The sequence below is a fragment of the Brevundimonas sp. genome (assembly GCF_046295075.1).
Taxonomy (GTDB): Bacteria; Pseudomonadota; Alphaproteobacteria; order Caulobacterales; family Caulobacteraceae; genus Brevundimonas.
Genome location: NZ_JBKBOC010000001.1, coordinates 33,332 through 51,953, shown reverse-complemented (window position 1 = coordinate 51,953; position 18,622 = coordinate 33,332). Strand labels below are relative to the sequence as shown.

Sequence of the window (18,622 nt, the reverse complement as noted above, 5' to 3'; positions counted from 1 at the left end):
GGCTCCAAGTCAAGCGGTCGGGGAACAAGGATGCGTGGGGCGGGTTGTCGTCAAGAGCCCCAATCGAACCCCAGGAATCCCAAAATGTCGATTATAGACAAGCTGTTCGGCGACAACGACAAGCCGCGTGACACCCCCGCCAAGGCCGACGGCCCGATGCAGAAGGTGCTGGACGAACTGGCGTCTCTCGGCGGCAAACCGATCGAGTTCCTGTCGCCGGCCGAGGCCCGTCAGCAACCGACCCCGACCGACGCCGTGAAATCCCTGCTGCGCAAGGACGGCAAGGATCCCAGCGACGATCTGGGCGTCAAGACGACCGACATCACCATTCCCGGCGCCGCCGGTCCGATCCAGGCCCGCATCTACAAGCCGCACGACCATTCCGAGGACAAGCTGCATCCGGTCGTGGTCTATTTCCACGGCGGCGGCTTCGTGATCGCCGATTTGGACGTCTATGACGGCGGCCCGCGCGGCGTGTCCAAGATGGCCGATGTGATCGTGGTCTCGGTCCACTATCGCCAAGCCCCTGAACACCCTTTCCCCGCCGCCCACGACGATGCCCTGGCCGCCTATCGCTGGGTGCTGGAAAACGCCCAGACCTTCAATGGCGACCCGCAGAAGGTGGCGGTTATGGGCGAAAGCGCCGGCGGCAACCTGGCCATCGGCGTGTCCATGATGGCGCGCGACGCCGGCCTGCCGGCGCCGAAACATCAGGTGCTGGTCTATCCGGTCGCCGGGGTGGACATGGACAATGAGTCCTACGTCGAGAACGCCGACGCCAAGCCGCTGAACAAGCCGATGATGAAGTGGTTCGTGAAGCACATCTTCGCCAGCGAGGCCGACGCCCAGGATCCGCGCATCAACATCGTCGAAAAAGCGAACCTGACCGGCCTGCCGTCCTCGACGGTCATCTGCGCCGAGATAGACCCCCTGCGTTCGGAGGGCGAATTGCTGGCCGAAAAGCTGGAACAGGCTGGCGTGGATGTGCGCCACAAGACCTTCCACGGTTCGACGCACGAGTTCTTCGGCATGGCGACGGTCGTGCCGGACGCGGCTGCGGCCCAGACCTTCGCCGCACATGAGTTGAAGCGCGCGTTCGGCACGGCGATCCTGCCGATTTAACATCCCTTCTCCCTTTGGGAGAAGGTGGCCCGAAGGGCCGGATGAGGGCCGGGTGGCGGGCCAATTCGCACCATCCGACCCTCACCCTTTCGCCTTGCGTATCGCCTGCGGCTCTCCGAGGCTCAAGCCCTCTCCCAATGGGAGAGGGTTTCTGTCTTGCGGTGGCGCGTCTCGCCCGCCAAGAACGGCGCAACGCCCAGAACCGGATCGACCGCATGACCCGCACCCGCCTCGACGCCCATATCGCCGCCCTGGACGCGCCTGAGGGGCTGAAGACGGTCCTGACTGTCGTCGCCGCCACCTGTGCGCAAATCAGCAAGGTCGTGGCCGGCGGCGCCCTGGCCGGCGCTCTGGGCGCCTCGGGCCAGATCAACGTTCAGGACGAGGAGCAGAAGAAGCTCGACGTCATGACCAATGACATGCTGACCGACGCCCTTCTGGCCAGCCCCGCCGTCGCCGGCGTCGCGTCCGAGGAGATGGACGAGGTCCAGCCGGCGACCCATCAAACCGGCGACTATCTGGTCCTGTTCGATCCGCTGGACGGCTCGTCCAACATCGACATCAACGCCATGGTCGGCACCATCGTCTCGGTGCTGAAGTCCGCCACGCCTTCGCCGACCGAGGCCGACTTCATGCAGCCGGGCCGCAATCAGGTCGCGGCCCTCTATGCCCTCTACGGTCCCCAGACCATGCTGGTCCTGACCACCGGCGCCGGGGTGAAAGGCTTCACCCTGTCGAACGACGGCGACTGGATCTTGACCCACGACGCCATCGCCATATCGCCGGACACCAAGGAGTTCGCCATCAACATGTCGAACCTGCGCCACTGGTCCGAGCCGGTGCAGACCTATGTCGGCGACCTGCTGAAGGGCGCGGACGGGCCGCGGGGCAAAAATTTCAACATGCGCTGGGTCGCCGCCATGGTCGCCGACGTCCACCGCATCCTGATGCGCGGCGGGGTCTTCCTGTATCCGTGGGACAAGCGTGAGCCGAACAAGCCGGGTAAGCTGCGCCTGATGTACGAAGGCAATCCGATGGCCTTCCTGGTCGAACAGGCCGGCGGCAAGGCGACGACGGACGGCGTGCAGCCCATCCTGGACATCCAGCCCGAGCATTTGCACCAGCGCATCCCGGTCGCCCTAGGCTCGGCCAACGAGATCGACACCTACGCAGGGGTGTGATGCAGATCGCCGCCACAGACGCCCTCCTGGTCATCGACCCGCAGAACGACTTCTGCGAGGGGGGCGCTCTGGCGGTCGCGGGCGGGGCGGAGATCATGCCGCTGATCAACCGGCTGGCCGAGCGGTTCGACCGGGTGGTTGTGACCCAGGACTGGCACACCCCGGACCAGATTTCGTTCGCCTCCAACCACCCCGGCGCGGCCCCTTTCACCGAGGTCGAGGTCGCCTACGGCCCCCAGATGCTGTGGCCGGATCACTGTATCCAGGGCTCGCCCGGCGCCGACTTCCATCCCGAAGTCGCGCCCACGGTGCAAAAGGCCCTGGCCGTGATCCGCAAGGGCTACAACCCGGCGGTCGATTCTTACTCCGGCTTCTTCGAGAACGACCACCGCACGCCGACCGGCCTGGGCGGCCTGCTGCGCCAACTGGGCGTGACGCGGGTCTTCCTGGCCGGCCTGGCCTTCGACTACTGCGTCCGCTTCACCGCCGAGGACGCGGTGAGGCAAGGCTTCGAGGCCGTGGTCATCTCCGACGCCAGCCGCGCCATCGCCCCACAGACCCAGGCGGCGGCGCGGGACAGTTTCCGGGCGCTGGAGGTGGTGGAGATCATGGCCGAGACTTTCTTCGGCTGATTTTTCTTTCGTCATCCTCCGGCGAGCGTAGCGAGACCGGGGACCCAGCGGCGCGCGTGAGCGCGAACCTGTCACGGGCTCGCTGACAGCCGTGCGGTGGATACATCGCCTTCGGCGCCGCTGGGTCCCCCGGTCTGCGCCGCAAGCGGCTTGCCGGAGGATGACGAAAGGTTGGTTCACTCCCAGAAATCCTCCGCCTCCGGGATGCGGGTGAAGGCGATCTTGGCGCCGATGAATTCGGGCAGACCCGCCTTGGGGCCGATGCTGACGGTGTCCTTGCCATAGCGGCGATTGAGGGCGTCCAGCGCCTGGGACAGGCGCAGGGACGGGGCCTCGCCGCCCTGGTCCGGCCCGGTATCGAACAGGTCAGTTTCAAAGGTGTCGCGGGATTTCAGCCCATGAACCCCGACCCCGACATAGCTCAGCCGTCCGGCTTCCAGCTCAGGCTCCACCTTGCGCCACAGGCCGTCCAGCGCGGTCAGAAGGGCGAAGGTGTCCTGCGTCGGCGCGACGGCGCAACTCATAGCCGCCGTCTCCCAGCCCCGCCGGGCGTTTCTCGGTGCAGCCTTCGGCCCCATGTCCAGATGCAGGGTCAGGCTGGCCCCGGTCAGACCCATCCGCCGCAGCCGCGCTCCGCATTTGACCACCAGCCGCCGCGCCACGGCGCGCGCCTTGTCCGGGGTCCGCATGGCCTGGGCCAGGACGTGGCTGTGGCTGATGGAGGCGGGCGGCTTCTCCGGCGTCGGCTCGCTGTCCAGGCCGTGCAGGCCGCGCCAGATGCGTTCGCCCTCGATGCTGTTCCAGACCGCGCGCGCCTGTTTGGCGCTCATGGCCCACAGGCCGGCGGTGTCCGTGACGCCCGCCGCCTCCAGCCGCAGTCGCATCCGCGACCCTATGCCCGGATATTTCGACAGCGGCAGGTCCAGCAGCGGGCCGGGCAGTTCATTCGCCCTCAGGATCGTCAGCCCGGCAGGCTTCTTCATGCCGCAGGCGGTCTTGGCCAGAAACCGCGACGGCGCCAGCCCGACGGACGACCGCAGACAGTCGCCGACATTCTCCAGAATGCCCGCCTGGATTCGCCGGGCCAGGGCCACGGCGTTCGCTTCCAGACGCTCCGGGCCGAGCAGTTCGCACGAACATTCGTCGATTGAGCCGACCTTCCACACCGGCACATGGCGGTCGATCTCGGCCATGATCTTCTTGTGGACCGCGACATAGAGGTCCGGCCGCGCCTCGGCGACGATCAGGCCGGGGCACAGCTTGCGCGCCTCCGACACCCGCATCCCGGTATGGACGCCCCAGGCCTTGCTTTCATAGCTGGCGGCGATGGCACCGGTGTATTCGCTCATCGCCGGCCGGACGATGACGGGTTTGCCCCGCCAGTCCGGGTTCATCTGCTGCTCGACGCTGGCGAAGAAGGCGTTCAGATCGACGAACAGCCAGCGTAGGCCGGCGTCGTCTTGATCCTGTATTTCCGCCTGCTTCATATGCAGAACATAACAGGAACATCCTGGCGGCGAAAGGCAGGGTTATGTGCGCCGCACTCTACTAAACCGTCATCCTCGGCCTTGTGCCGAGGACCCACGGTTAGGCGCATGCGAACATCCGGGTTTGTGGCACAGCCGTTCGCGCGCTCGAACCAATGACGTGCGGCGGACGGGTGGATCCTCGGCACAAGGCCGAGGATGACGAGTGGGGAGGCGATGGCGTCAGCCCGCCGCGTAGGCCTCCACCTCAGCCAGGAACGCCGCCTTCTCCGCTTCGCCCAGGAAAGACCCCTCGAAACTGTTCCGCGCCAGCAGTGTCACCTGTTCCTTCGTCAGCCCCACCGCCGCCGCCAGCCGGCTGTAGTTGTCGTTCACATAGCCGCCGAAATAGGACGGGTCGTCCGAGTTCAGGGTGACGTGCAGGCCCCGGCGCAGCATCTCGGGCACGGGATGATCCTTCAGGTCGTCGACCACGCACAGTTTCAGGTTCGATAGGGGGCAGACGGTCAGGGTCATCTGCTCCTTCGCCAGCCGCTCGACCAGGACCCCGTCCTCCATCGAGCGATTGCCGTGGTCCATCCGGTCGATGTGCAGCAGATCGAGCGCCTCGTGGACATAGGCGGGCGGGCCCTCCTCGCCGGCGTGGGCGCACAGTTTCAGGCCCAGATCGCGCGCGGCGGCGAAGACGCGCTGGAACTTGGACGGCGGATGGCCGACCTCCGACGAATCCAGCCCCACCCCGATGAAATGATGCAGATACGGCTTGGCCGCCTCCAGGGTCGCGAACGCCTCATCTTCCGTCAGGTGACGCAGGAAGCTGAGGATCAGACCCGAACTGACGCCCAGTTCCGCCTTAGCCCGGTCCATCCCCGCGATCAGCCCCTCGACCACCACGCCGAAGGGCACGCCCCGGTCGGTATGGGTCTGGGGATCGAAGAAGATCTCAGCGTGGCGCACGTTATCGGCGGCCGCGCGCTGGAAATAGGCGAAGGCCAGATCCTCGAAATCCTTGCGGGTCAGCAGGACGGCGGCCCCGGCGTAGTAGATGTCCAGGAAGTCCTGCAGGTTCGAGAAATCATAGGCCGCCCGCACCGCATCGACGCTGTCGTAGGGGATCGAGACCCCGTTGCGCTGCGCCAGTTCGAACATCAGTTCGGGCTCCAGCGAGCCCTCGATGTGCAGGTGCAGTTCAGCCTTGGGCAGGCCGGCGATATAGGTGTCGAGCGACATGGGCGATCTCCGGGAGGACATCGCCCAGTCTAACCTACATCCGCTCCGGGGTGTCGATCCCCAGCAGGTTCAGCGCGATTTCCAGTTGGCTCAATGCGGCGGCCGAAAGCGCCAGGCGAGACCGCTTCGTCGCCTCGTCCGGCGCGATCAGGACGGGGCAGGCGGCGTAGAATTTCGAGAAGGACTGCGCCACGCGATAGGCGTGTTCGGCCACCAGGTGCGGCATCCGCTTGTCGTAGGCGTCCGACACAGCGGTGCTGAAGGCGTCCAGCGTCAGGGCCAGGTCGCGTTCGGCCGGTTCGGCGATGACGATGTCGCCCGGCGTCAGCCCCTGTTCGGCACCCTTGCGCAGCAGGGATTTGATCCGCACGGACTGGTACAGCAGATACGGCCCGGTCTTGCCCTCGAAGCTCATGAACCGGTCCAGGTCGAAGACATAGCTGGTGGTGCGCGCGTTCGACAGATCGGCGAATTTCAGGGCGGCGATGGCCACCTTGTGCGCGATGGCCTCGAATTCTTCCGGCGATAGGTCGTCGCCCAGCTTGGCCTCGTGCAGCCGCTCACGCGCCTTGTCCGTCGCCTGATCGATCAGGTCGCGCAGCTTCAGCACCCCGCCCGCGCGGGTCTTGAACGGCTTGCCGTCCGGACCGTTCATGGTACCGAAGCCCAGATGCTCCAGCGATCCCTCGACGGCGTAGCCGGCCAGATAGGCGGCGCGAAACACCTGTTCGAAATGCTCGGCCTGGCGTTCGTCCACAACATACAGGGCCAGGTCCGGCGACAGCGCCTTCTTGCGGTCCAGGATCGTGGCCAGATCGGTCGTGCCGTACATGGCCGAACCTTCCGAGCTGATCACCAGCAGGGGCGGGGGCGAGGGGGCCTCGATCACCGAACCGTCGGCCAGCTTCCTCTTGCGGGTCTCGCCCGGCTTGGCGACATGCACCACCTGGGCGCCGTCGTCCTCGACCAGCAGGCCGGTCGCCTTCAGATGCGCCAGCATTTCGGGCATCTGCGGATCGGCGTCGCTCTCGCCGTTCCACAGGTCGAAATCGACCGACAGGTCGCCGTATTCACGCTTCAGCGCCTCGCGGCTGACCGCCACGAAATGGGCCCACAGGGCGCGATAGCCGGGGCGGCCGTTCTGCAGTTCCGCCGTCGCCTTGCGCGCACGGTCGCGGAAGGCGGGGTCTTCCTTGGCTTTGCCGGCGGCCAGCGGATACAACCGATCCAGATCGGCCAGGGTCACAGGGCTCTCGGCCGGGAAGGGACCCTCGCCCTCGACCATGAACCCTTCGGCCAGACCTTCGTCGCCGCAGGCGACGATCAGCAGCCCCATCTGGAAGCCCCAGTCGCCGAAATGGGCGTCGCCGGTGACGTGGTCGCCGCGGAAACGGAACAACCGCTTCAGGCTCTCGCCGATGATGGCGCTGCGCAGGTGGCCGACGTGCATCGGCTTGGCCACGTTCGGACCGCCGAAATCGATGACGACCTTGCGCGGATCGGCGACGACAGCGGCGCCCGCGTGGGCTGCGTCGTTCGCGACCTCGGTGGCCCGTTCGGCCAGAACGGCTTCGGCCAGCTTCAGATTGATGAAGCCCGGCCCCGCCACCTCGACGGAGGCGAAGCGTGGATCGGCGGTAAGCCGCTCGGCGATCTTGCCCGCCAGCTCGCGCGGATTGGCCTTCAGCGCCTTGGCGGCGGCCAGGGCGCCGTTGGACTGGAAGTCGGCCAGGTCGGGGCGGTCCGACGGGGTGACGCGCGCCAGGGCCGCATCCACGCCTTCGGCGGCGAAGGCGGCGGTGACCGCTTCGCTGAGGACGGTCTTCAGATCAGCCATTTATTCGCTCGGCGCGGCAGGGGCGGGCACGGCCGGCGTCGCGCCGGCGTTGACGCGGAAGCGGCTGCCCGAGCGGTTGAACTCGGCCATTTCCGGCGTCACGTCGAAACCGACCAGAATCTCGAAATTGCCGCCGCTGGTGTCCACGCCGGCGCGCGGGATGACGATGGTGCGCTCCTCGGTGACCGAGGCCGTGCGCTGGCCTTCGAAGTTCACCGGCACGTCGAAATATTCCTTGGACAGGATGGCGCTGTTCCGCTCGGTCACCGCGATCCAGTAGCGATAGGTGCGCTGGTCGCTGGCCGCTTGAGGCCCGCGGCCCAACTGGAACAGCATTCCGATGTCCACGCGAATCGGATCGGCCTCGCGATATTCGCAGTCCGAGGTGATGCCTTCGATCTCGCCGGTATAGCCGACGTTGGAAATGGCGGCGCGGCCGCCCTCCAGTTCGACGTAGCGGGCGGCGTCGTAAAGGATCTTCACATAGGGGCAGGGGCCGGCGTTGGCGCGGCGACGCAGCGGCGCAATGCGCGGCGCGCGGCTGGGAGCGGCCTGTTCGCCCGAGGCCTGCTGCTGTTGTCCCCCACGGTCGCGGGGCGAGGTTTGAGCCTGTGCGGCGGCGGGCAGGACGGAGGCCGCAATCGAGAGGGCGGCCAGGGCGGTGAACACGCGACGCATCAGCTTATTTTTCCGACAGCGAGAGAGGGCGCACGATGATCGGCGGCCGATCATCAACGCTCGCCGCTGATAGCGGCTAAAGCGAGGCGCGGCAAACCTTCGCTGCCTCTCAGCGCTCCATGATCAGGCAGGTGGACGTCGCGGTCGCATAAAGCTTGCCGTCCAGTCCGCGCAGATCGGCCTCGGAGAAGGCGGCGCGGCGGCCGGCCTGGATGATCCGCCCCTCGGCCCGAACCGGCGTGCCCGCGCTCAGCGCCTTGTGAAAAACGGTCTTCAGCTCCAGCGTCGTATAGGTCTGGCCTGGCCGCAGGGTGGAATGCACGACGCAGCCGCAGGCCGAATCCAGAACGGTCGCGATCCAGCCGCCATGGACGCTGCCCAGCGGATTATAGACGGCGGTGGTGGGGATGGCCTCGAAGACGACGCGGCCTTCCTCGACCTCGGTCAGTTCGAAACCGACGGTGCGCGCGATCGGGGCGATCATCCCGCCGGTCAGGCCGAGGCGCAGCTGCTCCACCCCCGACAGGGCGGCGATGTCTGGGGTTTCGGTCATGCAAACGGCTCCGGTCAGGTCCGTTTACAATAAGAACGGACGCCGCCGTGGCAAGCGTCCGTCGTCTGCGTATCTTACAGGCCGGGCAGTTTGAAGCCGCCGCTGCGGCGCGGCTGGATCGTGATGGCCTGCTGGCCGCCGGTCAGGGCTTGCAGGCGCGCGGCCTCGGTCGAGGCGTCGATGGTCTGCTGGCCTTCGGCGGTCTGACGCGTGGTGGGGGCCTGGGTCGAGGCGTCGTCCTTGCGCCAGAACATCAGACGGTTGGCGAAGCTTTCGTCCTTGTGCGCCAGGTCGCCGAACTCGTCGTCGATGACGTAGCGGGCCAGGGGGTCGGCCTGTTCGCCGCCGGCCTGGGCCACCAGGACCTGCTCGCCCGGCGTACGGGTGACGGCCTGGCGCTGACCCAGGAGGATCTGACGCGCGGCGCTCTCAGGGGCCAGTTCCTGCGGGCGCGGCTGGCCCGGTGCGGGCGGGCGCAGGCCGTACTCGGGCGGGATGCTGAGCGGAGCGGTCGAAACGGTGACGAACTCATCCGGCACGACCTTGGTCAGGCCGATGCCCTGCTTCAGGCTGCCGCAGGCCGAAACGGCAAGCGCGGAGGAGGCGACGAGGGTCAGGACGGCGACACTGCGGATACGCATGGTTTCAGGCTCTGGTCGGCTGATGCACGAAGCGCCGCGAGGGCGCTGTTGGCATAGTGAAGACGGGGTGATTACGACTTTTCAGGGGCTACGCCAACCTCGGAGCCTGATCGGCCGAGCGGCGATCCCGCCGAGGCCGTGAATCAGGCTCGAAAAATGGAAAGCCGGTTCAGGCTTTCGCGGGTCGGTCCGACACCAGACTGTCCAGAATCAGCAGGACGACGCCGATGGTGATGGCGCTGTCGGCGACGTTGAACACCCAGGGAAAGACGCCCGTGCCCGAGAAGTCGATGAAGTCGACGACATAGCCGAAGCGGATCCGGTCGATCACATTGCCTAGCGCCCCGCCCATCACGAAACCGATGGCGGTGATCAGCAGGCGACGGTTCGACTGGGTCGCCCACCAGGCCAGGCCCGCCGAGACGACGATGGAAAAGATCACCAGGCCCCAGCGGGCTTCGCCGCCGCCGAACAGGCCGAAGCTGACGCCTGTGTTCTCGACCCAGCTGAAGTTCAGGATCGGCGGCAGGACGGGGACGCGCCCGACCTCCTGCAGCATCAGGCCGCTGATGATCCAGGCCTTGGTCAGCTGATCCAGGACGATGATCAGAAGGGCGAACACATAGGCGGTGACGGCGAGGCGCGTGATCTTCATGCGGCGCGGTTAGCAGGAAGCGGCGCCGGGGCGAAGCGGAAAACAGCGCATCAGAACAGGTCGCCCTAGAACAGACTGCCCTGACCGGCCGCAGGCGGCTTCGGCTTGGCGACCGGACGCGGCAAGGCCGGGCGGGGTTCGCCGCCGTCGATGGTTGCGGGTTGAGACCCGTCGCCGAACACCAGCCGGACGGCCTGACCGGCCTCCAGCGCCTTGGCCGAGGTGATCCAGCCGCCGTCCGAATCCTCGACGCGGGCGAATCCGGGTTTGGGCCGGCCGGGATCCAGCGTCGTCAGCGCCCGCGACAGGGCCGCCAGACGGTGGGCGTCCCGCTCCAGCCGACGCGGCATCACGCCGTCCAGCCGCGCGCCCACGGCGTGAAGCCGGGCTTCCCGCTGATCCAGCCGTCGGTGCAGGGGGGAGGGCGACAGGCGGGCCGAGACCTGCAACAGCCGCCGTTCGCCCCGCGCCACACCCGCCTGAAGCGCCGCGCCCAGCCGGTCGGCGGCGCCGCGCAGCCGGTCCTGACCCCGCTCGATCCGCGTCCGCAGCAGGGCCGGGCTCAACTTGCCGCCCGTCACCGCCAGATGCCGTTCGTGCAGGGCGACGTTACGTTGCAGCCCCGACCCCAGGCGGCTCGAAACGTGATCCAGCCGCTGCTGCGCCAGGGCCAGCAAATCCTCCGGCCGCGCCGGCAGGCCGCGCGCCACGGCCCGCAGCCGCGTGCGCCGATCCTCGATCAGCCGGCCGCCTGCCTGGACCATGCGCCGGTCCATGTCTGCGACCGCGTATCTCAGGTCCGCCAGCACCGGCGTCGCCATCTCGGCCGCGCCGGTCGGGGTCGGGGCCCGTCGATCCGACACGAAGTCGATCAGGGTCGTGTCCGTCTCGTGCCCCACGGCCGAGATGATCGGGATGCGCGCCGCCGCCACCGTGCGGGCCAGGCCTTCGTCGTTGAAACACCACAGGTCCTCGACCGACCCGCCGCCCCGCGCGACGATCAGCAGGTCTGGGCGCGGAATCGGCCCGTCCGAGGTCAGGGCGTCGAAGCCGCGAATGGCGTTCGACACCTGGCCGCTGGCCGCCTCGCCCTGAACCACCACGGGCCAGACGATCACGCGGCAGGGCCAGCGTTCGGCGATCCGGTGCAGCACGTCGCGGATCACCGCCCCGGTCGGGCTGGTGATCACGCCGATGACGGCGGGGAAGGCGGGCAGGGCCTTCTTTCGACCCGGTTCGAACAGGCCCTCTTCGCGCAGTCGAACCTTCAGCCGCTCCAACTGGGCCAACAGGGCGCCGGCGCCGGCCGCCTCCATGCTCTCGATCACGATCTGATAGGAGGAGCGCGCCGGATAGGAGGTGATCTTGCCGGTGACGATGACCTCCAGCCCGGCCTCGGGCTGCACGCCCAGGCCGCGCGCCGATCCCTTCCACACCACCCCGTCGATGGCCGACTTGTCGTCCTTCAGCGTCAGATAGATGTGGCCCGAGGCGTGGCGATTGACCTTGGAGATCTCGCCCCTCAGCCGCACATGGCCGAACCGGTCCTCCAGCGTGCGCTTCAGCGCAAAGGACAGCTCCGAGATCGACAGCGGCGGATTGTTGTCGCGCGGGGCAGGGGCCTCGGCCGGTCCCTCGAATACGTAGGAGTCGTCGCTCATCGGCCCATCCTAGCCTGCGTCGATCCGCGCGGGAACGCCGCGCGCGCCTTACCGTTCGACTTTCATGGCAGCCGACCCACCCGGAACCGATCCGTCCGACCAGAACCCGCGTGAGCGTGACCTCGAACGTCGCGCTGGAGGCGGCGGCGCCATGAGCCCGTGGCTGATCATCGGCTGCATCATTCTGCTGGGGCTTGGCGTCTATGTCGCCTCCGCCCTGCTCTAGATCGTCAGGAAACCCATGAACCGTCTTATTCCGCTCGCCGCCGTCCTCTGCCTGACCGGCGCCGTCGCCGCCTGTTCTGATCGCGACGACGATGTCGTCCAGGCACCCGCGCCGGGCGCCGCGCCCGTCGCCCTGCCGGACCAACAGGCTGACAAGGCAGCGACAAACGCCGCCCTGGCCTTCAACATGACCCGCGACCAACTGGAGGACGCGGACCTGTATTCACGCGCCAACGTCGATCTGGGCGATGTCGAAACCCTGGTGCTGGACGCCTCAGGCGCCCTGACCCATCTGGTGATCGAGCTGGAAGGGCCGGGCGACATGAAGGTGCAGGTGCCGGTCGCCGACGTGGCCCCAATCGACCGTAACGGCGACAGGGATCTGGTCACCGACCTGACGGCCGGCCAGCTTCAGGCCCTGCCGGCCTGGACGCCTCCCGCGCGCTGATTGGACGCTGGATTGCGGCGTTAAGTCTGACGGGTGCTTGACCGGCCGGCGACGGCCGGTCATTGCCCGGTCTCATGAACATTCTTCTCGTCGGATCGGGCGGCCGCGAACACGCCCTGGCCTGGAAGATCGCCCAGTCGCCGCTCGTCACGCGCCTGGTCGCCGCGCCCGGCAACCCCGGCATCGAGAAGCTGTGCGAGCTTCGCGCCATCAAGGCCGACGACGCCGACGGCCTGACCGCCCTGGCGCGTGAGATCAAGGCCGATCTGGTCGTGGTCGGACCCGAAGTGGCTCTGGCCGCCGGTCTGGCCGACCGTCTGGCCTCGGCCGGCATTCCCTGTTTCGGCCCCACGGCCAAGGCGGCGCAGCTGGAGGTTTCCAAGGCTTTTTCCAAGGCCTTCCTCGAACGCCACGAAATCCCCACCGCCGGCTACGGCGTCTATGACACGGTCAAGGGCGCCAAGGCGGCTCTAGACGTGTTCAAGCCGCCCTACGTGATCAAGGCTGACGGTCTGGCGGCGGGCAAGGGCGTGGCCATCAGCCCCGACCGCCCAGACGCCGAGGCTGAGATCGAGCGGATGCTGGGCGGCCGTTTCGGCGCGGCCGGCGCCCGCGTCGTGATCGAGGAGTTCATGGACGGCGAGGAGGGCTCGCTGTTCGCCCTGTGCGATGGTCAGCGCGCCCTGCTGTTCGGCGGCGCCCAGGACCACAAGCGCGCCTTCGACGGCGACCTGGGCCCGAACACCGGCGGCATGGGCGCCTATTCGCCCGCCCCCGTCTTCACGCCCGACCTGGTCCAGCAGGCCGACGACCTGATCGTCCAGCCTACCATCCGCAAGATGGCCGAGGAGGGCGCGCCCTATCGCGGCGTCCTCTATGCCGGTCTGATGGCGACCGACGAAGGCCCCAAGGTGGTCGAGTTCAACGCCCGATTTGGCGATCCGGAATGTCAGGTGCTGATGATGCGGATGGCGGGCGACATCGTTCCGTATCTGCTGGGCTGCGCGCGCGGCGATGTCTCGGGTTTGGCGTCCCCGGCCTTCAAGCCCCAGACCGTCATCTGCGTGGTCATGGCCGCCAAGGGCTATCCCGACAGCCCGCTGGAAGGGTCGATCATCCGCGGCGCCGATCAGGACTTCGGTCCTCACGTCCAGGTCTTCCATGCCGGCACGAAGCGCCGCGAAGACGGACTGCTGGCCGCCTCGGGCGGTCGCGTCCTGAACGTCTGCGCCGAGGGCGACGACATCACCCAAGCGCGCGAACGCGCCTATGACGCCATCAGGAAGATCGACTGGCCCGGCGGCTTCAACCGCTCCGACATCGGCTGGCGCGCGCTGGACCGGGGCTGACCCCATCGGCGGGGTGTGATAGGGTTTGACCCATGGCTGATCCTGCAATCGATCACGACGACGAAGACCTGTTCTCGACGCCTGACGACGCGGCGGACGAGGCGGCGACCTTGCGGGGGCTGGCGGACGCGGCGGCGGGGCGAGTCGTGGACAACGAAACCGTCATGCGTTGGGTCGAGTCATGGTCGACGGCAAATCCGCTGCCCCGGCCGAAATGCGGCTAGTCGTCTGGACGGATCAGGCGCTGAGCGATCTTGAGGACATCAGCCTCTATATCGCCGACTTTAATCCAGCCGCCGCAGCGCGTTTCTTCATTCGATTGAAGGCGGCTGCCGAGAGCCTGGCGCATTTTGCGGACAGAGGGCGGCCCGCCATCCATGGAACGCGCGAGCTGACCCTCGTGAAGCCTTATCTGATCCGCTACGCGATCCTGCCGAATCGGGTGGAGGTCGTCACCATCCGTCACTCCGCCCGAAGGCCCGAGCGATAGACCTTAAGCCGCCGCGAACAGCAGCCGGCCTTCGCCCATGCGTTCGCGCAAGGCAGGCAGGTCGGTGTGGGCGACCGAGAAACAGCCATAGCTGCGGCCAAGCTTGCCTTCGCGCGCCAGAAAGTCCGGATCGGCGTAGTCGGCGCCGTGGATGATGATGGCCCGCTCGCGCGCCTTGTCATTGGAGTATTCCAGTCCGTCCAGCAAGACGTTCGGTCCCTGCTGTGCGCCCCAGTTGGCGCCGGCGGTCGCATAGGCGCCGACCGAGGACATGTTCGAATCCGGCGTGTTCGAAAACCGCTGGGCGAAGCCGGTGTGGGCCGGATCGGACCCGCGACCGTGGCAGGTGCGCAGGACCTTGACCTCGCCGGCGACCAAATCGACTTCGTAAAGGCGTTCCTCGCCCGAGAATTTCTGGAAATCGACCAGATACATCCGGTCGCGCAGCGGCAGGTGGCGGTGATGGGTGTCCAGCGCGGTCATGGCGCGCTCCATCAGCTCCTTGCGAACGTGACCGCGGGGATCCAGCGGCGGAGGCGTCAGGGTGGCGGTCTGGACCGTCGGCAGTCCGATCTGCGGCATCGCGATCGGGGCGCCGGTCTGAGCCGTGGTCAGCGGCGCCTTGGCGCTTGCGCTGGCGCATCCCGCCAGCATGGCCGATCCACCCAGAATTAGCCCTCGTCTCGATAGCCGCATGCGACGCCCTCGTTGCGGTTGGTCTTGAGGCGTGTTTGTTTCAGTTGGTTACGGCCGAGGCAACCTGAGCCTTGTGGGGCCATTTTGCGGCCAACGTGTCGCGGGGAGAGATCGATGAAGCGTTTCGGAATCGCGCTGGCCGCGCTGATGGCGTCGGCCGTGGGCGCTGAGGCCCAGCAAAGCCCCACGGGCGTTGGGGTTTCATCGGAACCCACCACAACGTTCGTCGAGGCCGGAAGGTTGCTGACGGACCCGTCGAACGGCGTTGTGCAGCGCGGTAAAACTCTCGTGATCAGAGGGAACCAGGTCGTCGAAGTGCGCGACGGCTTCGTAGGCGACCCTTCTCAAGGCAAGGTGGTGGACCTTAGGGAGGCCTTCGTCCTGCCCGGACTGATCGACAGCCACGTCCATCTGACCGGCCAGCAGAACCCGAATTCGCGGTTGGAAGAGGTGACGCTGTCCGACGCGGACCAGGCCATGGTCGGCGCCCGCTACGCCCGCCGCACCCTGATGGCCGGCTTCACGACGGTGGCCGATTTGGGCGCCTCGAACGAAGCGATCTTCGCGCTGAGGAATGCGGTCAAGACCGGTGACGTGCCGGGGCCGCGCATCATCGCGTCGGGATCGTCGGTTTCCATCCACGGCGGTCATGGCGACATCAACGGCTATCGCGACGACGTCATGCATCTGCTGTCGTCCGAGAGCATCTGTTCGGGGCCAGAGGACTGCATGCGCGCCGTCCGCACCCAGGTTCGCGCCGGCGCCGACATCATCAAGATCACGGCCACGGGCGGGGTTCTGTCCAACACCGCCGCCGGTCTGGGCCAGCAGTTCAGCGATCCCGAACTGACCGCCATCGTCGACAGCGCTCACCGCATGGGGCGTCAGGTCACGGCCCATGCCCACGGGGTGGACGGGATCAACGCCTTCCTGCGCGCAGGCGGCGATTCTATCGAACACGGCACCTATCTGGACGACCAGTCGATCCGTCTGTTCAAGTCGAACGGCGCCTGGCTGGTGCCGACCCTGCTGGCCGGCGATTTCGTGGCCCGCATCGCGTCTGGCCCGGACAACTTCTTCACACCCGCCCAGACGGCCAAGGCGCTGGAGGCCGGGCCCAAGATGCTGGACATGGCGCGGCGCGCGCATGAGGGCGGGGTCAAGATCGCCTTCGGCACCGACAGCGGCGTCTCGGCCCACGGCGACAATGCGCAAGAGTTCGCCCTTCTGGTCCGCGCCGGCCTGACCCCGCTGGAGGCTATTCAGGCCGCCACCGTCGGGGCCGCCGAACATCTGCGGATTTCGAACGAGGCCGGAAAGATCGCGCCGGGCATGCCCGCCGACATCGTCGCCGTGGCGGGCGACCCTCTGTCCGACGTGACCGAGCTGGAGCGGATGAGGTTCGTGATGAAGTCCGGCGTGGTCTATCGCGCCGACTGAATCCGCTTCGTCAGGAAGGCGGCGAAAGCCGCCTCGTCCTCGAACCGGGCGACGACCGGCCAGGCCGTCACGAGCGCGCGCTGGTCCGGCGTCAGCCGCACCCAGTCCTTTTCCGTGGTCACCAGACCGGCGTCGAACACCGCCGCTCGATCTGTCAGGAACTTCAGGTCGGCGGCGCTATAGGCCGCATGGTCGGGGAAGGGGACGAAGTCCGCCAAGTCGCAGCCCGCCGCCTTCAGCGACCGTTCGACCTTCCACGGCTTGGCGATGCCGGCGAACCCGACCTGAGGCCCCGACGGCGGCGGCCCCTCGGGCGTCAGGCGCGCGACGAAGACAGGCAGGGCGCCGAACACCGCCAGCAGTTCGGGATCGGCGTCCTCGACATCGGTCGGCAGCATGACCACCACGGCGTCGGCGCGCGCCAGCCCGGCCTTCAACGGCTCGCGCATCGGGCCTGAGGGAAAGACCGATCCGTCCCCGAACGGCCATTCGTCGCCGCGCGTCTCGCCGTCCACGACGATCAGGCTGACGGTCTTCTTCAGCGCCGGGTTCTGGTGTCCGTCGTCCAGCACCAGGGCCTGCGCCCCGCCCGCGACCGCAGACCTGGCGCCCGCCACACGGTCCCGCGCGATCCAGGTCGGCGACCCCTGCGCCAGCATCAGCGGCTCGTCCCCGACATCCTCGGCCGTGTGGACCTGGGGATCGACCCGCACGGGACCTTCCAGCCGCCCGCCATAGCCGCGCGACAGGCCTTGCGCCTCCACCCCCGCCGTCCGCAGCAGCCGCAGCGTCTCGCGCGCAACCGGCGTCTTGCCCGATCCGCCCACCGTCAGATTGCCGACCGAGATCACCGCACAGCCGGGATCGACCGGCTCAGCCCGCGCGATCCGACGCGCGGTCACGGCGGCCCAGATCCAGCCCAGCGGTTTCAGCACGGTGCGCGTCAACCGCGCATGGTTGCTGTCGCGGACATACCACCAGCGCGGCGTGTTCAGCCTCATCGCCGGGCCTGCCTCTGCGGCGTCAGCGGGGCCAGCATCGCCCACAGCCGATCCAGTCCGCCACCCGCTTCGACCGATGCGCGGCGTCCGCGCTCGCCCATGGCCTTGGCCGCGTTCAGGTCCGCCAGCAGCGGCGCGATCACGCCGGGCAGGTCGGACGGCGCCTGAACCAGAGCCAGCCCGCCCGCCTCGACCAGGGCCGAGGTCACCGGCGCCCAGTTGGAGGCATCCGGTCCCGTGATCGTCGGCTTGCCCAGACGCGCCGGCTCCAGCGGATTGTGCCCCCCGACCGGCGGCAGGCCCAGGGCGGGCGCAAACGAGCCGCCCATCACCACCACGTCCGCCAGCCGCAGGAACAGGCCCATCTCGTTCAATGTGTCGGCCAGATAGATGTCGGTGTCCGGCCCGATCACCTCGCCGCGCGACCGCATGGCGAAGGCGTATCCCTCGCGCTGCAATGCCTGGGAAATGTGCGGTCCGCGCTCGGGGTGGCGCGGCGCCAGGATCAGGCAGACGCGATCGCCCAGCCTGTCCAGCGCCCGCACGATGGCGACCTCCTCGCCCTCATGGGTGCTGGCGGCGACGATCACCGGCCGGTCGCCGATGGCGGCGGACAGACGGCTGAAGGCCGCCGGGTCATGCGGCAAAGGCTCGCCCGACAGCTTCAGGTTCACCAGGCCGTCGATTCGCGCCCCCATGCCCTCCAGCCGCTGGGCCGAGACCGCATCCTGGGGCAGGACCAGATCAAAGGCGCCGGTCAGCGCCCGCGCCGAGGCCGGAAACCGCGCCCAGCCCTCGACCGTCTTTTCGGTGATCCGCGCGCTGACCAAGGCCAGTTTCACGCCGCGCCGCTTCGCCTCCAGCAACAGATTGGGCCACAGCTCGCTCTCGACGAACACCGCAAGGCCCGGCCGCCAGTGATCCAGGAACCGCTGAACCACGCCGGGCGCATCGACCGGCGCATACTGATGGATCACGCCTTCGGGCAGTCGCTGAGCCAGAATCTGAGCCGAAGTCACGGTGCTGGACGTCACCAGCACCGTCAGGTCCGGCCGCGCCTTCACGAACCGCTCGACCACGGGCAGCAGCGACAGGCTCTCGCCCACGCTGACGCCGTGCAGCCAGACCAGTTCGCCGGCGGGTCGATCGGTTCTGGTGAAGCCCATCCGCTCGTCCACCCGCACGGGATCTTCCTTGCCCCGCCGCGCGCGCGCATCCAGCAGGCGCGGCGCCAGCGGCTCCAGCGCGCGTGTCGCCAGCCGATAGCCGATCAACGGCAGGGGCGTCACGGTTGCA

Annotated in this window: 20 protein-coding genes; 9 read left to right on the top strand and 11 right to left on the bottom strand. The window is 67.9% G+C overall.

Translation table 11 applies throughout. The features are described from left to right. The first annotated feature begins 84 nt into the window (after positions 1-84). The 3 genes from ACK4MH_RS00280 to pncA all read left to right on the top strand — a co-directional run bounded on the left by ACK4MH_RS00280 (position 85) and on the right by pncA (position 2,935). A complete protein-coding gene (locus tag ACK4MH_RS00280; protein ID WP_409713083.1) occupies positions 85-1,122 on the top strand; it encodes an alpha/beta hydrolase in 1,038 nt (345 codons plus the stop codon). 215 nt (positions 1,123-1,337) lie between these two features. Beyond that, a complete protein-coding gene (locus ACK4MH_RS00275; RefSeq protein WP_409713080.1) occupies positions 1,338-2,303 on the top strand; it encodes a class 1 fructose-bisphosphatase in 966 nt (321 codons plus the stop codon). After that, the gene (gene pncA, locus ACK4MH_RS00270) at positions 2,303-2,935 is read left to right on the top strand and encodes a bifunctional nicotinamidase/pyrazinamidase (protein WP_409713077.1); all 633 of its coding nucleotides are present in this window, start codon (positions 2,303-2,305) and stop codon (positions 2,933-2,935) included. Before ACK4MH_RS00275 ends, pncA begins: the two co-directional genes overlap by 1 nt. A 176-nt stretch (positions 2,936-3,111) precedes the next feature. Here pncA and ACK4MH_RS00265 read toward each other — a convergent pair whose 3' ends face one another. The 8 genes from ACK4MH_RS00265 to xseA form a co-directional block, all read right to left on the bottom strand. Further along, positions 3,112-4,422 carry a type VI secretion protein ImpB gene (locus tag ACK4MH_RS00265; protein WP_409713074.1) on the bottom strand — a complete coding sequence of 437 codons (1,311 nt, stop codon included), beginning with the start codon at positions 4,420-4,422 and terminating at the stop codon, positions 3,112-3,114. Positions 4,423-4,644: 222 nt separating this feature from the next. Beyond that, complete coding sequence (locus tag ACK4MH_RS00260) at positions 4,645-5,673, bottom strand: adenosine deaminase (protein WP_409713072.1); 1,029 nt, start codon at positions 5,671-5,673, stop codon at positions 4,645-4,647. A gap of 13 nt (positions 5,674-5,686) precedes the next feature. After that, on the bottom strand, positions 5,687-7,489 hold the full coding sequence (argS, locus tag ACK4MH_RS00255; protein ID WP_409713069.1) for an arginine--tRNA ligase: 1,803 nt from the start codon (positions 7,487-7,489) through the stop codon (positions 5,687-5,689). Further along, positions 7,490-8,167, bottom strand: a complete 678-nt coding sequence (locus tag ACK4MH_RS00250) for a Tat pathway signal sequence domain protein (RefSeq protein WP_409713066.1) — start codon at positions 8,165-8,167, stop codon at positions 7,490-7,492. Positions 8,168-8,276: 109 nt separating this feature from the next. Then, positions 8,277-8,720 (bottom strand): PaaI family thioesterase, encoded by a 444-nt coding sequence (locus tag ACK4MH_RS00245; protein ID WP_409713063.1) that lies wholly within the window; start codon positions 8,718-8,720, stop codon positions 8,277-8,279. Positions 8,721-8,794: 74 nt separating this feature from the next. Next, positions 8,795-9,361, bottom strand: a complete 567-nt coding sequence (locus tag ACK4MH_RS00240) for a DUF3035 domain-containing protein (protein ID WP_409713060.1) — start codon at positions 9,359-9,361, stop codon at positions 8,795-8,797. 169 nt (positions 9,362-9,530) lie between these two features. Continuing rightward, a complete protein-coding gene (lspA, locus tag ACK4MH_RS00235) occupies positions 9,531-10,016 on the bottom strand; it encodes a signal peptidase II (protein WP_409713057.1) in 486 nt (161 codons plus the stop codon). A gap of 65 nt (positions 10,017-10,081) precedes the next feature. Next, positions 10,082-11,677 (bottom strand): exodeoxyribonuclease VII large subunit, encoded by a 1,596-nt coding sequence (xseA, locus tag ACK4MH_RS00230; protein WP_409713054.1) that lies wholly within the window; start codon positions 11,675-11,677, stop codon positions 10,082-10,084. A 64-nt stretch (positions 11,678-11,741) separates the two neighbouring features. Between xseA and ACK4MH_RS00225 the strand changes: the two genes are divergently transcribed. The 5 genes from ACK4MH_RS00225 to ACK4MH_RS00205 all read left to right on the top strand — a co-directional run bounded on the left by ACK4MH_RS00225 (position 11,742) and on the right by ACK4MH_RS00205 (position 14,189). Beyond that, positions 11,742-11,903, top strand: coding sequence for a hypothetical protein (locus ACK4MH_RS00225; RefSeq protein WP_346496311.1), 162 nt, complete (start codon positions 11,742-11,744; stop codon positions 11,901-11,903). A 15-nt stretch (positions 11,904-11,918) separates the two neighbouring features. Continuing rightward, positions 11,919-12,350 carry a hypothetical protein gene (locus ACK4MH_RS00220; RefSeq protein ID WP_409713051.1) on the top strand — a complete coding sequence of 144 codons (432 nt, stop codon included), beginning with the start codon at positions 11,919-11,921 and terminating at the stop codon, positions 12,348-12,350. Between the two features lie 74 nt (positions 12,351-12,424). Next, positions 12,425-13,699, top strand: coding sequence for a phosphoribosylamine--glycine ligase (gene purD / locus ACK4MH_RS00215; RefSeq protein ID WP_409713048.1), 1,275 nt, complete (start codon positions 12,425-12,427; stop codon positions 13,697-13,699). A 32-nt stretch (positions 13,700-13,731) separates the two neighbouring features. Continuing rightward, complete coding sequence (locus ACK4MH_RS00210; protein ID WP_135195096.1) at positions 13,732-13,923, top strand: CopG family transcriptional regulator; 192 nt, start codon at positions 13,732-13,734, stop codon at positions 13,921-13,923. Then, positions 13,881-14,189 carry a type II toxin-antitoxin system RelE/ParE family toxin gene (locus ACK4MH_RS00205; RefSeq protein ID WP_409713044.1) on the top strand — a complete coding sequence of 103 codons (309 nt, stop codon included), beginning with the start codon at positions 13,881-13,883 and terminating at the stop codon, positions 14,187-14,189. The genes ACK4MH_RS00210 and ACK4MH_RS00205 overlap by 43 nt, the downstream gene beginning before the upstream one ends. 3 nt (positions 14,190-14,192) lie before the next feature. On the opposite strand, the gene ACK4MH_RS00200 is transcribed toward ACK4MH_RS00205, so the two are convergent. Beyond that, positions 14,193-14,843 (bottom strand): murein L,D-transpeptidase catalytic domain family protein, encoded by a 651-nt coding sequence (locus tag ACK4MH_RS00200; RefSeq protein WP_409713041.1) that lies wholly within the window; start codon positions 14,841-14,843, stop codon positions 14,193-14,195. 156 nt (positions 14,844-14,999) lie between these two features. Here ACK4MH_RS00200 and ACK4MH_RS00195 point away from each other — a divergent pair, with 156 nt between their 5' ends. After that, positions 15,000-16,325 (top strand): amidohydrolase family protein, encoded by a 1,326-nt coding sequence (locus ACK4MH_RS00195; protein WP_409713039.1) that lies wholly within the window; start codon positions 15,000-15,002, stop codon positions 16,323-16,325. On the opposite strand, the gene lpxK is transcribed toward ACK4MH_RS00195, so the two are convergent. Continuing rightward, a complete protein-coding gene (gene lpxK, locus ACK4MH_RS00190) occupies positions 16,310-17,326 on the bottom strand; it encodes a tetraacyldisaccharide 4'-kinase (protein WP_409713036.1) in 1,017 nt (338 codons plus the stop codon). The genes ACK4MH_RS00195 and lpxK overlap by 16 nt on opposite strands. Continuing rightward, positions 17,323-18,615, bottom strand: coding sequence for a 3-deoxy-D-manno-octulosonic acid transferase (locus ACK4MH_RS00185; RefSeq protein ID WP_409713033.1), 1,293 nt, complete (start codon positions 18,613-18,615; stop codon positions 17,323-17,325). Before ACK4MH_RS00185 ends, lpxK begins: the two co-directional genes overlap by 4 nt. Positions 18,616-18,622 lie beyond the last annotated feature (7 nt).

Coding starts and splice junctions, on each gene's coding strand:
- ACK4MH_RS00280 (WP_409713083.1), top strand. CDS start 85: ATGTCGATTATAGACAAGCTGTTCGGCGACAACGACAAGCCGCGTGAC.
- ACK4MH_RS00275 (WP_409713080.1), top strand. CDS start 1,338: ATGACCCGCACCCGCCTCGACGCCCATATCGCCGCCCTGGACGCGCCT.
- pncA (WP_409713077.1), top strand. CDS start 2,303: ATGCAGATCGCCGCCACAGACGCCCTCCTGGTCATCGACCCGCAGAAC.
- ACK4MH_RS00265 (WP_409713074.1), bottom strand. CDS start 4,422: ATGAAGCAGGCGGAAATACAGGATCAAGACGACGCCGGCCTACGCTGG.
- ACK4MH_RS00260 (WP_409713072.1), bottom strand. CDS start 5,673: ATGTCCTCCCGGAGATCGCCCATGTCGCTCGACACCTATATCGCCGGC.
- argS (WP_409713069.1), bottom strand. CDS start 7,489: ATGGCTGATCTGAAGACCGTCCTCAGCGAAGCGGTCACCGCCGCCTTC.
- ACK4MH_RS00250 (WP_409713066.1), bottom strand. CDS start 8,167: ATGCGTCGCGTGTTCACCGCCCTGGCCGCCCTCTCGATTGCGGCCTCC.
- ACK4MH_RS00245 (WP_409713063.1), bottom strand. CDS start 8,720: ATGACCGAAACCCCAGACATCGCCGCCCTGTCGGGGGTGGAGCAGCTG.
- ACK4MH_RS00240 (WP_409713060.1), bottom strand. CDS start 9,361: ATGCGTATCCGCAGTGTCGCCGTCCTGACCCTCGTCGCCTCCTCCGCG.
- lspA (WP_409713057.1), bottom strand. CDS start 10,016: ATGAAGATCACGCGCCTCGCCGTCACCGCCTATGTGTTCGCCCTTCTG.
- xseA (WP_409713054.1), bottom strand. CDS start 11,677: ATGAGCGACGACTCCTACGTATTCGAGGGACCGGCCGAGGCCCCTGCC.
- ACK4MH_RS00225 (WP_346496311.1), top strand. CDS start 11,742: ATGGCAGCCGACCCACCCGGAACCGATCCGTCCGACCAGAACCCGCGT.
- ACK4MH_RS00220 (WP_409713051.1), top strand. CDS start 11,919: ATGAACCGTCTTATTCCGCTCGCCGCCGTCCTCTGCCTGACCGGCGCC.
- purD (WP_409713048.1), top strand. CDS start 12,425: ATGAACATTCTTCTCGTCGGATCGGGCGGCCGCGAACACGCCCTGGCC.
- ACK4MH_RS00210 (WP_135195096.1), top strand. CDS start 13,732: ATGGCTGATCCTGCAATCGATCACGACGACGAAGACCTGTTCTCGACG.
- ACK4MH_RS00205 (WP_409713044.1), top strand. CDS start 13,881: ATGGTCGACGGCAAATCCGCTGCCCCGGCCGAAATGCGGCTAGTCGTC.
- ACK4MH_RS00200 (WP_409713041.1), bottom strand. CDS start 14,843: ATGCTGGCGGGATGCGCCAGCGCAAGCGCCAAGGCGCCGCTGACCACG.
- ACK4MH_RS00195 (WP_409713039.1), top strand. CDS start 15,000: ATGAAGCGTTTCGGAATCGCGCTGGCCGCGCTGATGGCGTCGGCCGTG.
- lpxK (WP_409713036.1), bottom strand. CDS start 17,326: ATGAGGCTGAACACGCCGCGCTGGTGGTATGTCCGCGACAGCAACCAT.